Below are 14,015 nucleotides of genomic sequence, written 5' to 3' on the forward strand. Positions count from 1 at the left end.
GGTGTATCAGTCACAGATGTTTTGGCTGAACCACCGCATTCGCGAGCAAGCCCGCTCCCACATTTGACCGAGTCGATTGGTCTGTTCCTGCTCATGAAAAAGGCTCCCGCTTGGGAGCCTTTTTTGTTCAAGCAACTGACTTACATATTCGGGTAAGTCGGCCCACCCGCGCCTTCCGGCGTCACCCACGTAATGTTCTGCGAAGGGTCCTTGATGTCACAGGTCTTGCAGTGCACGCAGTTCTGGGCGTTGATCTGGAAGCGCTTCTCACCGTCTTCCTTGGTGATCACTTCATACACGCCGGCCGGGCAGTAGCGCTGCGCCGGTTCATCGTAGAGCGGCAGGTTGGTGCCGATCGGGATGCTTGGGTCTTTGAGCTTCAGGTGGCACGGCTGCTCTTCTTCGTGGTTGGTACCGGAGATGAACACCGAACTGAGCTTGTCGAAGCTCAACTTGCCGTCGGGTTTGGGGTAGTCGATCTTCTTGCTGTCCTTGGCGAGCTTCAGGCAGGCATAGTCCGGCTTGGTGTCGTGCAAGGTGAACGGCATTTTGCCGCCGAGGATGTTCTGGTCGAACCAGTTGAAGCCGGCGCCGATGATCGGGCCGAACTTGTGCATCGCCGGGCCGAAGTTGCGGCTGGCGAACAGCTCTTCGTAGAGCCAGCTGGCTTTGAAGCTGTCGACATAGTTGGTCAGTTCGTCACCACCTTCGGAGTCCGCGAACAGGCGCTCGGCCACGGCGTCGGCGGCGAGCATGCCTGACTTCATCGCGGTGTGGCTGCCTTTGATCTTGGCCACGTTCATGGTGCCCAGGTCGCAGCCAATCAAGGCGCCGCCTTTGAATACCATCTTCGGCAGCGAATTGATGCCGCCTTTGGCCAGAGCGCGCGCGCCGTAACTGATGCGCTTGCCGCCTTCCAGGTACTGGGCCAGCACTGGGTGGTGCTTGAGGCGCTGGAACTCATCGAACGGCGACAGGAAGGTGTTGCTGTAGGACAGGTCGACGATCAGGCCGACAACCACCTGGTTGTTTTCCAGGTGATAAAGGAACGAGCCACCGGTGTTCTCGTTGCTCATGATGTCCAGCGGCCAACCGGCGGTGTGGACCACCAGGCCTGGCTGGTGCTTGGCAGGGTCGATTTCCCAGATTTCCTTGAGGCCGATGCCGTAGTGCTGGGCGTCGGCGTCGCTGTCCAGGTTGAAGCGCTGGATCAGCTGCTTGCCGATGTGTCCACGGCAACCTTCGGCGAACAGCGTGTACTTGCCACGCAGCTCCATGCCGGGGGTGTAGACGCCTTCTTTGGGATTGCCTTCGCGGTCGACGCCGAGGTCACCGGTGATGATCCCGCGTACCACGCCGTTCTCGTCGAACAGCGCTTCCTGGGCGGCGAAGCCTGGGTAGACTTCCACGCCCAGGTTCTCGGCCTGCTGGGCCAGCCAGCGGCACAGGTTGCCCAGGGAGATGATGTAGTTGCCTTCGTTGTGCATGGTCTTGGGCACAAAGAAGTCTGGCACCTTGGTGGAGGCATCGGGGCTGCGCAGTACATAGATGTCATCACGCACCACCGGGGTGTTGAGCGGGGCACCGAGTGCTTTCCAGTCCGGGAACAGTTCGTTCAGGGCGCGTGGTTCAAACACGGCACCGGAGAGGATGTGGGCGCCGACTTCGGAGCCTTTCTCGACCACGCAGACGCTGATTTCTTTACCGGCTTCGGCGGCCTTCTGCTTCAGTCGGCAGGCGGCAGACAGGCCTGCCGGGCCAGCGCCGACGATGACCACGTCGAATTCCATGTATTCGCGTTCCACAGGCTATCTCCTACTCAAGGCTCAACAGGCTTTTTTTTCTAATGGGTGGAGGTTCGGTATCGTCTTGCAGCAACGGCAAGACCCACCTTTCTCTCTAGGTGGCGCATTATATCTACACCACCGGCAGCGTCCAATACAAACGTTTGTTTGAATTGCCCGCAGGCTAGGTAAATCAAAGCAACGCGGCTTATGACTGGCTATTTTGGCGTATTGACCAGAATAGGCGTTCCGGTCAATATACGGTCGGTTTTGCGCTTACCGTAGGCAGACTGCAGGTTTCAAGAGCACGTCCAAAAGCAAGACAGGTGACGCGCGCCCAAACGATGGCGCGCAGTTTACACGCTGCGATAAAGAATGACCTCTCAGTCACCCCTGACGAACGGTCATCATTTCCCGTGAGCAAGGTCATCCGCCTAAGTTTTTGGAGGTGCCCTTGTGTGCCGATGAGCATCAACCGCCAGGTTCGCCTAGGCGACTTTCTTTTCACCGGAGAGTAACGAGGAATCCATGAAGGTTCTTGTAGCTGTCAAACGCGTTGTCGATTACAACGTGAAAGTTCGCGTCAAGGCGGACAATTCCGGCGTCGACCTTGCTAACGTCAAAATGTCGATGAACCCTTTCTGCGAAATCGCTGTGGAAGAAGCTGTACGCCTGAAAGAGAAAGGCGTGGCGACTGAAATCGTGGTGGTTTCCATCGGCCCGACCACTGCTCAAGAGCAGCTGCGTACCGCCCTGGCCCTGGGCGCCGACCGCGCCATCCTGGTGGAGTCGGCTGAAGACCTGACCTCCCTGGCCGTTGCCAAGCTGCTCAAAGCCGTTGTCGACAAGGAACAGCCTCAGTTGGTGATCCTCGGCAAACAAGCCATCGACAGCGACAACAACCAGACTGGCCAGATGCTGGCTGCGCTGACCGGTTACGGCCAGGGCACCTTCGCTTCCAAAGTCGAAGTGAGCGGCGACAGCGTTGCTGTGACCCGTGAAATCGACGGCGGCGCACAGACCGTTTCGTTGAAACTGCCGGCTATCGTCACCACCGACCTGCGTTTGAACGAGCCGCGCTACGCGTCCCTGCCCAACATCATGAAAGCCAAGAAGAAGCCGCTTGAGTCGGTGACTCCAGAAGCTTTGGGCGTTTCCACCGCCTCTACCAACAAGACCGTCAAGGTTGAAGCACCGGCTGCACGCAGCGCGGGCATCAAGGTCAAGTCGGTGGCTGAACTGGTCGAGAAACTGAAAAACGAAGCGAAGGTGATCTGATCATGGCTATCCTCGTAATCGCCGAACACGACAACAAGGTGCTGGCTCCGGCTACCCTGAACACTGTGGCCGCTGCCGCTAAAATCGGTGGCGACATTCACGTGCTGGTAGCAGGTCAGGGCGCTGGCGCCGTGGCTGAAGCCGCTGCGAAAATCGCGGGCGTGAGCAAAGTCCTGAACGCTGACAATGCTGCTTACGCGCATCAGTTGCCGGAAAACGTTGCTCCACTGGTAGCAGAGCTGGGCGCTGGCTACAGCCACATCCTGGCTGCCGCCACTTCCAACGGCAAAAACATCCTGCCACGCGTTGCCGCGCAGCTGGACGTTGACCAGATCTCCGAGATCATCTCGGTAGAAAGCGCTGACACCTTCAAGCGCCCGATCTACGCCGGTAATGCCATCGCCACCGTGCAGTCCAACGCTTCGGTAAAAGTCATCACCGTGCGTGCCACCGGTTTCGACCCGGTTGCGGCTGAAGGTGGTTCGGCTGCCATTGAAGCCGTTTCCGCTGCCCACGACGCTGGCACTTCCAGCTTTGTTGGCGAAGAGCTGGCCAAGTCGGATCGCCCTGAGCTGACCGCTGCCAAAATCGTCGTTTCCGGCGGTCGTGGCATGCAAAACGGTGACAACTTCAAGCACCTGTACGCCCTGGCCGACAAGCTGGGCGCTGCGGTCGGCGCTTCCCGCGCGGCCGTCGACGCAGGTTTCGTACCCAACGACATGCAGGTCGGCCAGACCGGCAAAATCGTTGCGCCACAGCTGTACATCGCCGTCGGTATCTCCGGCGCGATCCAGCACTTGGCTGGTATGAAAGACTCCAAAGTGATCGTTGCGATCAACAAGGACGAAGAAGCGCCAATCTTCCAGGTAGCTGATTACGGCCTGGTTGCGGACTTGTTCGAAGCCGTACCCGAGTTGGAGAAGCTGGTCTAATCCAGTCGCTTCACTTATAAAGAGCCCGGTCTTGTGACCGGGCTTTTTTTTGCCCGGCTTTTTTGAATATCGGAGAAACCGCCATGGATCTGCGTCCCGTATTGCTGGCACTGACACTTGGATTGGCGCTACTGCCAAGCCTGGCGCTGGCCGCCGGCAAGTGTGAGCGCCTGGTGATTACCGGCAGCCCGGACGCGCCACCTTTGCTCTGGCGCGACCCCCAAGACCCGACACACCTGATCGGCGCCACCGCCGATGTACTGCAACAAGTCGGCAAGGACCTCGGCATTAAAATCGACCTGCTTTACGGCGGCAAACGCTCCCTGGCCCTGGATGAAGTGCGCAGCGGGCGCATGGATATTCTCGCCGATGCGCCGCTGAACCTCGGCGAGCTGGAAACCCTCGACTACATCCATCCGGCGCTGGTGCAAATCGACTACCTGGTGTGGACGCGCAAGGATTCGCCGCTGGTCTACGCCACCGCCGATGACTTGCACGGGCATACAGGCGCGGTCTCCGAACGCGCGCGTTTGAGTGCCGGTTTCGACACCTTCGCCGGTCAACAGCTCATCCTGCAACGCCTGCCCAGCCTGACGCCAGCATTCCAGAAACTGCTACTGGGGGAAGTCGACTACGTGCTCGCCGGGCGTTATTCGGGCATGGCCATGGCCCAGACGCTGGGCATGAGCAATGACCTGATCGCCCGCGAAATTCCTGTCGACCAGCCCGGCCTGTACCTGGCGATTTCCCACAACTCCGCCTGCAACGATCCGTGGCTGCGCGGACAGCTGGCGAAAAAGATGACAGAATTACCCGCGTCCGGTGTTGCGCAAGCCGCCCTGCAGCGCAACCTCGAACGCTGGAAAGCGCAATTGCAGCAACCCGTCGGCACCCCAGCAAAGTAAGGATTTTCAGTGACTCTTCGACCTCTTTTCGCGGCCCTCGCCGTTGTCGCTCTGGCGGGATGTGCAGCTGATCCTGCGCCGAATGAACAAATACGCCTCACCCAGCAAGCCTTGGAACAGGCCAATGCCGTGGGCGCCAGCACCGATGAATCGCCTGAACTGAAACTGGCCGAAGACAAGTTCGCCAAAGCCCGGGCCGACATGGCCGACCAATCCTACAAAGATGCGCGCATGCAGGCCGAACAGGCCGAGCTGGACGCGCGCCTCGCTGAAGCGCGGGTATTGACGCGCAAAAGCCAGGAGCAACTGAACGTGCTCAACACCCGCATCGCCCGACTGCGCAAACAATTGCAGTTGGGAGAAGCCCAATGAGCCCGCTGATCCGTGGTTTGAGTTGCGTGTTGCTGCTGGGCAGCGCGGCGTTGGGCGGTTGCGCCAGCCATCCCAACAGCGAGCAGGCGCTGCAACAAGCTGGCAGCGACTTCCAGAAGGTCAAGGAAGACGCGAATGTACTGCGCTTTGCGCCCAAGGACGTGATTCGTGCCGGCGAATCCCTGGCCCGTGCCGATCGCTTGTCCAGCTACTGGGGCAGCGGCCCCGACGTGGTGCACTACGCCTACCTGAGCCAGCGCTACAGTGAAATCGCCCGCGAGCACACTGAGCAAGGGCTCAACGCCGAGCGCGGCACCAAGCTGGAACTGGAGCGCCAACGCTTGCAACTGGCCCTGCGTGAGAGCAAGTTGGCCAGTGTGCAGCAGCAGGGCAAGTGGCTCGAAGAGCAAATCGCCAGCCTGACCACCACCCAGACCAATCGTGGCCTCGTGATGACGTTGGGCGATGTGTTGTTCGACACCGGTGACGCCGAGCTGCAAAACTCGGCCAACCGCACCGTGCTGAAGATCGTGCAGTTCCTGCAGTTGAACCCCAAGCGTGTGGTGCGCATCGAGGGTTATACCGACAACACCGGTGGCGAGCAGGAGAACCTCAAGCTGTCGCGCGACCGTGCGCAATCGGTGGCCGATGTGCTGATGGACCTGGGCATTGATGAAAAACGCATCCAGGTTGAAGGCTATGGCGACCAGTACCCCGTCGAGGCCAACGCCTCCGAGCGCGGCCGTGCGCAGAACCGTCGGGTGGAAATTGTGTTCTCCGACGAAAAAGGCCAACTGGGCGCCGCTCGTTAATAACGCCTGACGCAGATCAAACTGTGGGAGCGGGCTTGCTCGCGAATGCGGTATGTCAGTCAATGCATGTGTTGGCTGACCCACCGTATTCGCGAGCAAGCCCGCTCCCACATTTTTGTCCGACTTATACCCTACAGTTTTCTCTATCACTGCCGCCCGCGCTCGACTATTGTGGCAACTGTCCCCGTACACTTCTAAACTGTGCCGGTATGTTTCACACAAAAATAAAATACCCGTGAAATCGAGTGCTGCGTCATGACCAATCTGTTGCTTTACCAACGTATCGCCCAGCAACTGGCTGAGGACATCCGGCGCGGTGTCTATCAACCCGGCGAGCGCGTGCCCTCGGTGCGCAAGATGAGCTCACAGCTCAACGTCAGCCACGCCACGGTGTTGCAGGCGTATGCGAACCTGGAAGACCAGGGGCTGATCCGCGCGCGGCCGCAGTCGGGTTATTATGTGCACCAGACGCCTGCGCTTACGGCGCCGACGCCGGATATAGCACGGGTTGAGCGCCCAGGGTTGGTCACCCGCAGCAGCATTATCCAGCAGGTATTGGTCGAGTCGCGCCGCGAAGGCGTGTTCCCGCTGGGTGCGGCCGTGCCGAGTGTCGATTATTTGCCGGTGCGCGCGTTGCACCAGCAATTGGCCAAGGTCACCCGCTTCCAGAGCCCACGGGCCTTCAGCTACATGTTCAGCCCAGGTTTTGAACCGCTGCGCCGCCAGGTGGCGATTCGCATGCGTGATGCCGGCGTGGTGGTGGACCCCTCTGAAGTGGTGATCACCCATGGGTGCGTTGACGCGTTGCAGATGTCGTTGCGGGTGCTGACCCGCCCGGGCGACCTCATCGCTGCCGAATCACCGACCTATTATGGCTTGCTGCAACTGGCCGACCTGCTGGGCCTCAAGGTCATCGAGATCCCCAGCGACCCTTCTACGGGCATGAGCCTTGAGGCGCTGCAACTGGCGGCCAACCAATGGTCGATCAAGGCTTTGGTGCTGACCACGCGCCTGAGCAATCCGCTCGGCGCGACCATGCCTGAGGAGCGGCAGAAACAGCTGCTGCGCCTGGCCTCGGATTTCGATATCCAGATTGTCGAGGACGATATCTACGGCGAGCTGATGTTCGAGCTGGGCCGCACCAAGGCGCTCAAAGCCTATGACCGCCTGGACCGGGTGATCTACTGCTCGAGTTTCTCCAAGACCCTGTCGCCCGGCGTGCGCATCGGCTGGATGATCGCCGGCAAGTACCAGCAGGAAATCCAGCGGCTGCAGATGTTCAGCACCCACTCGGCGTGCAGCGTGACGCAGATGGGCGTGGCGGCGTACCTCGAGAACGGCGGCTATGACCGGCACCTGCGCTACATCCGCCAGGAATACCGCAAGAACCTCAGCGCGTTCCAACTGGCGGTGCAGCAGTATTTCCCTGAAGGCACGCAGATGACCCGCCCGACCGGCGGCTTTATCCTGTGGGTCAGTTTGCCGGGCAGGGTCAATACCCAGGAACTGCACGTGCGGGCGTTGCAGCAGGGCATCAGCATCGCACCGGGCGTTATCTTCAGTAATACGGAACAGTTTAACCACTGTATTCGCCTTAACTGCGGCACGCCGTGGAACCGCGAGGCAGAGCGGGCGCTGATGACGCTGGGGATGTTGGCCAGCCAGTTGTGCCAGGAAACCGCAGCGGGATTTCAAGCCTGAGCTGAGGCGCGTAAAGGGGACACTCATGTTGACGGGCTGATCACCAGGCTTGTCATGCTGCGCTCAAAAAGCGAGCATATGGCCCTCTGCCGTTAATGCTGTAGGCAATATGACCTCTATTTTTCGCGCTGTTGTGGTGATTGGCCTGTTAAGCCTGGGTAACGTCGGCACCGTCCTGGCGGCAGCCCCCGTGACTGAAAGCAAGCCCGCAGCCAGTACCGAACAGAAGACTCCCGCGAAGAAGCCGGCGCCGGCTAAAAAAGCCCCGGCGGCCAAGAAAAAGCCCGCCATCGTAAAAAAACGTGCACCGGTGGCGAGCAAATCCAAATCTGCCCACGAAGTGGCCCAGACCAAACTGCCACCGGCACAGTTGGACCTGTCCCTGCCCACCGAAATGGTCAGGCACTTGCAACCCCTCGGCACCATGCCTAAACCCAAGAGCGTGCCGCTGTTGCCGCCGATGTTTGCGGAAAAACCCACCGACAACAGCGCGTTCCAGATCAATGGCCGCCTGCTGAGCAACCAGATGCAGTTGCAACTGCGCAATGAAGAGCGCCGCGACATTGAAGGCGCCGCGCTGGATTTCGAATTCAAGCAATAAAATTGCGCGCTTAAGTGACGCACGCCCTTGACCATCTGTCGCAGACTGGTCGGTCACTTTTGTTTTGTGCGAAAAACCCCTGTTAGACCATTTTAAAACGGCTGTTTAAGGGCGTACTCTAGCCCGGCCATCCACATTGAGTCGTCGAGGACCTGCTGGTCATGAAATGCCGTGAAGGCTGTGGCGCATGCTGCATTGCCCCCTCCATCAGTTCACCGTTACCGGGAATGCCCAATGGCAAACCGGCGGGAGAACGTTGCCTGCACCTGTCGGTCGAACAGCTATGCCAGCTGTTCGGGCAACCGGAGCGGCCGGCGGTGTGCAGTGATTTCAAGGCTGACCTTGAGGTGTGCGGCAACGATCAGGCCGATGCGATCCGGTTGATCGGCTGGTGGGAGCAGATGACGGCGGCTTGATGGGCTTTACTATCGGAACTTCAAAAATAAGGAATACAACAATGGGTTCGCTGAAACGATTGGCTGTGTTGTGCGGTTTTACGGTGTTGTTTGCTGCCACTGCCCAGGCTGAAGATTGGCAAGTTGCCAAGGACGAAGACGGTATCAAAGTGTCCTTGAGCGAAATCGCCGGCTCCAAGTACAAAGCTTATCGCGGTGTCACCCTGATCAAAGCCCCTGTCGCCAAGATCCAGGCCCTGCAGGAAGACGTGGCCGGAGCCTGCGCCTGGATCCACGAATGCAAATCGCAAAAACTGCTCAAGACCGAAGGGGACAAGAGCTGGACCTACACCCAGTTCAAGGCGCCGTTCCCTGTGACCGACCGCGACTCGATCCTTGAGATCACCACCTCCAAGGCCGCCGACGGCACCGTGACCCGCAAACTGTTGGAAGTGCCGACCTACCGGCCCGAAGTCAAAGGTTACGTGCGCGTAGCTCAGGTGGACGGCTACTGGAAACTGGTGCCAAAAGGCGATAACCAGACCGAAGTCACCTACCAGGTACACACCGAGCCAGGCGGCAGCGTGCCCTCGTGGCTGGCCAACAAGTTCGTGGTCGACGCACCGTTTAACACCTTGAAAGCCTTGAAAGAACACGCTGAAAAATAAGCGCAGCTGATCCGGTGCCTCAGGCCTTGAGTGGAACGTTTGCCGACCGCTCAAGGTCCAGATAGATGTGAGCCCACACACGGGCTTTATCGAGGAGGCACCGATGCAAAAGTGGCAAATTACTTTCGTTGATGATCACGGCGAAACGTCCGTTGAGCAGTTCACTTGCGAACAAAAGCCTAGCCTCGAAGATGCGGCACACATGATCCGCAACAAGCTGGTGCCCGTGGCCGCCGAACTTGACCTCAATGACCTGGAGGGCCGCAAGCCCGAGCCTACGGTCAAAATCCTCAAAGATCAGAACAGCATCCAGATCCTCGACATCTCGCCCGCCGCCTGAACATTCCCTGTAGGACTACGAAACCCCTCTGGTGGAGGTGATAGCTTCGCGCTACTCTGCAATTGAGATCAGCGAATGAATCGCTAAGGTCTGGTCTTGTCAGCTACATGCTTGTTTTCCAGCGGTGTTGTATTTGCCGTAGTTCCCGCGCCAGTAGGGCGCGGGCTTCGGGAAGCACGGAAAGTCTATCCATCGGTTTGAGGAGGACGTTTCATGAGCACAGCCTATCAAGAAGACATCAGCACCAACGTACTGCGCCGGATGAAAGAAGGCGGGTTCGACTTCTCACGGTTTCACCCCATCGAGTTCTACGCCATTTTCCCGGATGAGGAACGTGCGCGCAGGGCTGCGGGTCGCTTTCGTGGGGAATCCCTGAATGCCCAGGTCAGCGCGCGCGATGACGGCGCCTGGTACCTGGAACTGAGCAAAATCATGTTCGCAACCTACGACGGCATAGGAGACTTCGAGCAAGACTTTGAAGCTGTGGTGGAACCGCTGGGCGGCATCATCGAAGGATGGGGCGTTAAGCAGGAGGTGCGTGGGTTACCCATGTAGTGCAATTTTTATGAGTAAAGCAGCGTATCGGCTGACCTTCGGGTCGGCCGATTTTGTGTGTGCTGTATGAAATCTGCTAACCGTGCGCCTTACTTTTTTTGCACCAAAAAAAAGCCACCCAAACAGGGTGGCCCAAAGGGAAGAGCGGTTCGCTGAAGCTGTAGGACGCATCCTGTTCAGCCGATGGACGTGATTATCCGCAAGCGTGGGCGGGCAGTGAAATCAACTCTGACTATGCTGTTGATAGTCAAAACCCGCATTACGATGAAGCGCGGGGCGTGGCGGCGGGCATTCTGCGCACCAGGAAGGTGCGAGCGGATTCCGTTGTTTATTCAACACACTGATTTTTAAGTGTTTATGCCGATGGCGCGGGCCTTGCAACACTGCATGCGTCCGAGTGACAAGGAGTACGGCATGACCCGCACTTATTACGATGAAATGTACGACGGGGCAGGCCAGGTCCGGCCCCATTACCGCGAGTTCGCCCGCTGGTTGGCCGACACGCCGGCCGAATTGCTGGCGCAGCGTCGGCGCGAAGCCGATTTGCTGTTCCACCGCGCCGGCATCACCTTCACGCTGTATGGAGACGAGCAGGGCACCGAGCGGCTGATCCCGTTTGACACCATCCCGCGCAGCATTCCCGCGAGTGAGTGGCGGATGGTCGAGCGTGGCTGCATTCAACGGGTCAAGGCATTGAACATGTTCCTGGCCGACCTGTACCACGAGCAGCGCATCATCAAGGCCGGCATCATCCCCGCCGAACAAGTGCTGGCCAATGACCAATACCAATTGGCCATGCAGGGCTTGAACCTGCACCGCGATCTGTATTCGCACATCTCCGGTGTCGACCTCGTGCGCGACGGTGACGGCACGTACTACGTGCTGGAAGACAATTTGCGCACGCCAAGCGGCGTCAGCTACATGCTCGAAGACCGCAAGATGATGATGCGCCTGTTCCCAGAACTGTTTGCGGCCCAGCGCATTGCGCCCATCGACCATTATCCCAACCTGCTGCTCGACACCCTCAAAAGCTCAAGCCCACTGGATAACCCCAGCGTGGTGGTGCTGACGCCGGGGCGTTTTAACAGCGCGTTTTTCGAACATGCTTTTTTAGCCCGTGAAATGGGCGTGGAACTGGTGGAGGGCGCCGACCTGTTCGTGCGTGATGACCGTGTGTTCATGCGCACCACCGACGGTCCCAAGGCGGTGGACGTGATCTACCGTCGCCTCGACGATGCATTCCTCGACCCGCTGGCCTTCAACCCTGATTCGATGCTCGGCGTGCCCGGCCTGCTGGCCGCGTACCGCTCGGGCAATGTGGTGCTGGCCAATGCGATCGGCACCGGGGTGGCGGATGACAAGTCGGTGTATCCGTTCGTTACCGAGATGATCCGTTTTTACCTGGATGAAGAACCGATACTGCAGAACGTGCCGACCTTCCAATGCCGCAAGCCCGATGAATTGTCCCACGTGCTGGCCAACCTGCCGGACCTGGTGGTCAAGGAAACCCAAGGCTCCGGCGGCTACGGCATGCTGGTGGGGCCGGCCTCTACGGCGGCGGAAATCGAAGCCTTTCGCGCGCGCATCAAGGCCAAGCCCCATGCCTATATCGCCCAGCCGACCCTGTGTTTATCCACCTGCCCGACCTTTGTTGAAAACGGCATCGCGCCACGGCATATCGACCTGCGCCCATTCGTGTTGTCCGGCAAGGAAACCCGCGTGGTCCCCGGTGGCCTGACCCGCGTGGCGCTGCGTGAAGGTTCGCTGGTGGTTAACTCGTCCCAGGGCGGCGGCACCAAAGACACCTGGGTGGTCGAGGATTGAACCATGTTGAGTAGAACTGCCTCGGATTTGTACTGGATGTCGCGCTACCTGGAGCGCGCGGAAAACCTCGCGCGCATGCTCGATGTCAGCTATTCGCTGTCGCTGATGCCCCAGGACGGGCGCGGTGATGGCCTGCACGAACTGGCCATGCCGCTGCTGATCACCGGCACGCTGGACGATTACCACGCGCGTCACGGCGAGTTGCATGCCGAGCGCCTGCTGCACTTTTTCGCACTGGATGCGGCCAACCCGGCGAGCATCTACAGCTGCCTCGGCGCCGCGCGGGCCAGCGCCCATGCGGTACGTGGGCGAATTACCGCTGACATGTGGGAAAACATCAACGCCACCTGGCTGGATATTCGCGATATCGCCCGGCAAGGGCTGAGCCGTTACGGCATGAGCCGGTTTTGTGAATGGGTCAAGGAGCGCTCGCACCTGTTCCGCGGCGCTACCTACGGCACCATCATGCGTAACGACGCGTTTCGCTTTATTCGCCTGGGCACCTTTATCGAGCGTGCCGATAACACCTTGCGCCTGCTCGATGCGCGCTACGAAATGGCCGGCGACCAAGCCGCCGCCGTCACCGACGGCACGGCCCACGCCTACTATCAGTGGAGCGCCTTGCTGCGCGCCCTGTCGTCGTTCGAGGCCTACACCGAGATCTATCGCGACGCGCCCGGCGCCCGGCAAGTGGCTGAATTACTGTTGCTGCGCGCCGATGTCCCGCGTTCGTTAAGGGCGTGCAGCGAAGAGATCGACCAGATCCTCGCCAGCCTGCCGGGCATCAATGGCCGTCCGGCCCAGCGCCTGGCCGCCGAAATGGACGCGCGCCTGCGCTTTACTGCGATTGACGAAATTCTCGAGGAAGGCCTGCACGCCTGGCTGACCGACTTTATCCCCTTGGTGCGCCAGTTGGGCGACGCCATCTACAGTTCCTACCTGGAGGCCGCATGAGACTCTCCATCAGCCACGAAACCACCTACCACTATGAGGACCAGGTGCGTGCCAGCATTCAGTACCTGCGCCTCACGCCCCACGACAGCGAGCGCCAGCATGTGATCAGTTGGCAGTTGGACTTGCCGCGCCCGGTGCGCGCGCAAGTCGACCCGTTCGGCAATATCCTGCACGTGTTGACCCTGGATGAGCCCCACGATGCGATCATCATCGGCGCCCGTGGCCAGGTGGATATCGATGAGTTGCGCGAGGCGGAACACGAGAGCCAGTCAGCGTTTCCGTTTCTGCGCAGCACGCGCCTGACAGAACCTGATGAGGCCTTGCTTGGGTTTGCACAACAGCACTGCCATCAACGTCGCGACCGCAGCGCGTTGATCGACCTGATGCACGCGCTCAACCAATCCATGGTCTACACGCCGGGCGCCACCGAAGTCGACACCTGCGCCGCCCAGGCCTTTGCCGGTCGGGCGGGCGTGTGCCAGGACCACACCCACGCGTTCCTGGCCTGCGCACGCAGCCTGGGGATTCCTGCACGGTATGTGTCGGGGTATTTGTACACCGAAGACAGCACGCACCTGGCCAGCCACGCCTGGGCCGAAGCCTGGCTGGATGACGCCTGGTACAGCTTTGACGTGACCAACCAACTGGCCCGACCGGAGCGGCATTTGAAGCTGGCGGTGGGTCTGGATTACCTCGACGCCTGCCCGGTGCGCGGCATGCGCCGAGGCGGTGGGCATGAGCAGATGCATGCCAAGGTGTTTGTGGCGCCGACACCGGTGATTTCGGTGCAGCAGCAATAATCTCCAGAACGAAGCTGATCAAATGTGGGAGCGGGCTTGCTCGCGAATGCGGTGGTTCAGCAATACGCAGGCTGACTGACCCACCGCATTCGCG

The 14,015-nt window shown here is 59.7% G+C and carries 15 protein-coding genes; 14 read left to right on the forward strand and 1 reads right to left on the reverse strand.

The annotated features are described in order from the left end of the window. Positions 1 to 140: 140 nt before the first annotated feature. On the reverse strand, positions 141 to 1,805 hold the full coding sequence (locus ACTD9P_RS27315) for an electron transfer flavoprotein-ubiquinone oxidoreductase (RefSeq protein WP_438870099.1): 1,665 nt from the start codon (positions 1,803 to 1,805) through the stop codon (positions 141 to 143). A 507-nt stretch (positions 1,806 to 2,312) separates the two neighbouring features. On the opposite strand from ACTD9P_RS27315, the gene ACTD9P_RS27320 reads away from it, so the two are divergent. From ACTD9P_RS27320 to ACTD9P_RS27385, 14 genes are all read left to right on the forward strand, one after another. Continuing rightward, a complete protein-coding gene (locus ACTD9P_RS27320) occupies positions 2,313 to 3,062 on the forward strand; it encodes an electron transfer flavoprotein subunit beta/FixA family protein (RefSeq protein ID WP_017138339.1) in 750 nt (249 codons plus the stop codon). Between the two features lie 2 nt (positions 3,063 to 3,064). After that, positions 3,065 to 3,994: an electron transfer flavoprotein subunit alpha/FixB family protein gene (locus ACTD9P_RS27325; RefSeq protein WP_438870100.1), complete on the forward strand. Its 930-nt coding sequence runs from the start codon at positions 3,065 to 3,067 to the stop codon at positions 3,992 to 3,994. Positions 3,995 to 4,077: 83 nt separating this feature from the next. Next, positions 4,078 to 4,899 (forward strand): substrate-binding periplasmic protein, encoded by an 822-nt coding sequence (locus ACTD9P_RS27330; RefSeq protein WP_438870101.1) that lies wholly within the window; start codon positions 4,078 to 4,080, stop codon positions 4,897 to 4,899. Between the two features lie 9 nt (positions 4,900 to 4,908). After that, positions 4,909 to 5,271, forward strand: coding sequence for a DUF4398 domain-containing protein (locus tag ACTD9P_RS27335; RefSeq protein WP_017138337.1), 363 nt, complete (start codon positions 4,909 to 4,911; stop codon positions 5,269 to 5,271). Further along, complete coding sequence (locus ACTD9P_RS27340) at positions 5,268 to 6,083, forward strand: OmpA family protein (RefSeq protein ID WP_438870102.1); 816 nt, start codon at positions 5,268 to 5,270, stop codon at positions 6,081 to 6,083. Before ACTD9P_RS27335 ends, ACTD9P_RS27340 begins: the two co-directional genes overlap by 4 nt. A gap of 255 nt (positions 6,084 to 6,338) precedes the next feature. Beyond that, positions 6,339 to 7,784, forward strand: a complete 1,446-nt coding sequence (locus ACTD9P_RS27345) for an aminotransferase-like domain-containing protein (protein ID WP_438870103.1) — start codon at positions 6,339 to 6,341, stop codon at positions 7,782 to 7,784. Between the two features lie 109 nt (positions 7,785 to 7,893). Then, complete coding sequence (locus tag ACTD9P_RS27350) at positions 7,894 to 8,385, forward strand: translation initiation factor 2 (RefSeq protein ID WP_438870104.1); 492 nt, start codon at positions 7,894 to 7,896, stop codon at positions 8,383 to 8,385. A gap of 161 nt (positions 8,386 to 8,546) precedes the next feature. Further along, entirely contained in the window at positions 8,547 to 8,801 is a 255-nt protein-coding gene (locus ACTD9P_RS27355) for a YkgJ family cysteine cluster protein (protein WP_017138333.1), read from the forward strand. A gap of 41 nt (positions 8,802 to 8,842) precedes the next feature. Then, entirely contained in the window at positions 8,843 to 9,448 is a 606-nt protein-coding gene (locus ACTD9P_RS27360) for an START domain-containing protein (RefSeq protein ID WP_438870105.1), read from the forward strand. A gap of 103 nt (positions 9,449 to 9,551) precedes the next feature. Next, the gene (locus tag ACTD9P_RS27365) at positions 9,552 to 9,788 is read left to right on the forward strand and encodes a hypothetical protein (RefSeq protein ID WP_200432343.1); all 237 of its coding nucleotides are present in this window, start codon (positions 9,552 to 9,554) and stop codon (positions 9,786 to 9,788) included. 213 nt (positions 9,789 to 10,001) lie between these two features. Then, the gene (locus ACTD9P_RS27370; protein WP_003193463.1) at positions 10,002 to 10,343 is read left to right on the forward strand and encodes a ribonuclease E inhibitor RraB; all 342 of its coding nucleotides are present in this window, start codon (positions 10,002 to 10,004) and stop codon (positions 10,341 to 10,343) included. 414 nt (positions 10,344 to 10,757) lie between these two features. Further along, the gene (locus ACTD9P_RS27375; protein WP_138814264.1) at positions 10,758 to 12,167 is read left to right on the forward strand and encodes a circularly permuted type 2 ATP-grasp protein; all 1,410 of its coding nucleotides are present in this window, start codon (positions 10,758 to 10,760) and stop codon (positions 12,165 to 12,167) included. Positions 12,168 to 12,170: 3 nt separating this feature from the next. After that, positions 12,171 to 13,121: an alpha-E domain-containing protein gene (locus ACTD9P_RS27380; protein ID WP_056861611.1), complete on the forward strand. Its 951-nt coding sequence runs from the start codon at positions 12,171 to 12,173 to the stop codon at positions 13,119 to 13,121. Beyond that, positions 13,118 to 13,921 (forward strand): transglutaminase family protein, encoded by an 804-nt coding sequence (locus ACTD9P_RS27385; RefSeq protein ID WP_438870106.1) that lies wholly within the window; start codon positions 13,118 to 13,120, stop codon positions 13,919 to 13,921. The genes ACTD9P_RS27380 and ACTD9P_RS27385 overlap by 4 nt, the downstream gene beginning before the upstream one ends. Positions 13,922 to 14,015: the final 94 nt, after the last annotated feature.

Origin of the sequence: Pseudomonas onubensis (genome assembly GCF_965653655.1) — a bacterium.
In the GTDB taxonomy this organism is placed as follows: Bacteria; Pseudomonadota; Gammaproteobacteria; order Pseudomonadales; family Pseudomonadaceae; genus Aquipseudomonas.